This is a genomic window from Ruegeria sp. AP12, from assembly GCF_056540025.1.
The window spans coordinates 1-1304 of record NZ_JBQFVZ010000069.1; the positions used below are offsets into that span (position 1 = coordinate 1).

The following is a 1304-nucleotide window of genomic DNA, read 5'->3' on the forward strand; positions in this document are numbered from 1 at the left end:
CTTTTGGGAAGGTCAGTCCGAACGTCAATCCGCGAGCCAGGAGACCTGCCGCAAGCAAAGAAAGAGAACCGCGAACGGAGGGTTCGGGGGCGTGTTCAGGGGTCATTTTGCCCGCAGCGTCCTCGGCATTCATTAAAAGGACAGAGGACGACATGAGCATTACCGTATATTCCAAACCCGCATGCGTACAATGCACCGCCACCACCCGCGCGCTGGATGCAAAAGGCATCACATATGACGTCATCGACCTGACCCAGGACGACAGCGCCATGACCCACGTGACCGAGCTGGGTTATCGTCAGGCTCCTGTCGTTGTGGCGGGCAGTGATCACTGGTCGGGGTTCCGCCCGGACATGATCGCCCAACTGGCCTGATCCATGGCCGCGCCGATCCCGGCGCTGGTCTATTTTTCATCGAAATCCGGAAACACCCACCGCTTTGTCTCGCGGCTGGGCCTGACCTCTTTCCGCATTCCGAATGGAATGGACCCGCTGCCCGACGCCGGACACCCCTATGTGCTGATCAGCCCCACCTATGCAGATGGCGAAGGACGCGGGGCGGTTCCGAAACAGGTGATCCGGTTCCTGAACGACCCGGACAGACGCGCCGGGATCGTTGGAGTGATCGGCACAGGCAATCGTAATTTTGGTGCGACCTACGCTTTGGCCGGTCGCATCATCGCCCAGAAATGCAACGTACCGCTGCTCTACACGTTTGAGTTGGCCGGAACAGAGACCGACATCGCCCGCGTCCGCGCCGGGCTGGAAAAACTAGGGAGACACCTATGCTCGACAGCAGCGTAAACGAGCAGGACTATCACGCATTGAACGCGATGCTGAACCTCTACGATGGTGAGGGTAAGATCCGCTTCGATGCCGACCGTATGGCCGCGCGGCAGTATTTCCTGCAGCACGTCAACCAGAACACTGTGTTCTTCCACTCGCTGGATGAAAAGCTCGGGTATTTGGTGTCCGAAGGCTACTACGAAGAGGCCGTTCTGGACCAGTATTCCAAGAACTTCATGCGCAAGATCTGGGATGCGGCCTATGCCAAGAAATTTCGGTTCCCGACCTTTCTAGGCGCATTTAAGTATTACACCTCATACACGCTGAAAACCCGTGACGGGCAGCGGTTCCTGGAACGCTATGAGGACCGCGTCGTCATGACCGCGCTGGCGCTGGCGCGCGGCGATGAGGCGCTGGCCCTGTCCTTCATGGAGGAAATCCTCGACGGTCGCTTCCAACCCGCCACGCCTACCTTCCTGAACGCGGGCAAAGCCTCACGCGGCGAGCTGATCTCGTGCT

Annotated in this window: 3 protein-coding genes and 1 riboswitch; all 3 genes read left to right on the plus strand. The window is 58.9% G+C overall.

The genetic code is table 11. The features are described from left to right. A riboswitch (cobalamin riboswitch) is annotated at positions 1-67 on the plus strand. This riboswitch is flagged as partial in the annotation. Positions 68-152: 85 nt separating this feature from the next. Further along, the gene (nrdH, locus tag ACR0E6_RS21265; protein ID WP_170374861.1) at positions 153-374 is read left to right on the plus strand and encodes a glutaredoxin-like protein NrdH; all 222 of its coding nucleotides are present in this window, start codon (positions 153-155) and stop codon (positions 372-374) included. 15 nt (positions 375-389) lie between these two features. Then, positions 390-803 carry a class Ib ribonucleoside-diphosphate reductase assembly flavoprotein NrdI gene (gene nrdI / locus ACR0E6_RS21270; RefSeq protein WP_170719245.1) on the plus strand — a complete coding sequence of 138 codons (414 nt, stop codon included), beginning with the start codon at positions 390-392 and terminating at the stop codon, positions 801-803. Then, positions 785-1304 (plus strand): ribonucleotide reductase N-terminal alpha domain-containing protein (locus ACR0E6_RS21275; protein ID WP_480587047.1); only part of this gene is annotated, 520 nt, incomplete at its 3' end. The genes nrdI and ACR0E6_RS21275, both read left to right, overlap by 19 nt.

What these genes read in the sequence shown, in the direction of transcription:
- nrdH (WP_170374861.1), top strand. Translation starts at nt 153, where the DNA reads ATGAGCATTACCGTATATTCCAAACCCGCATGCGTACAATGCACCGCC.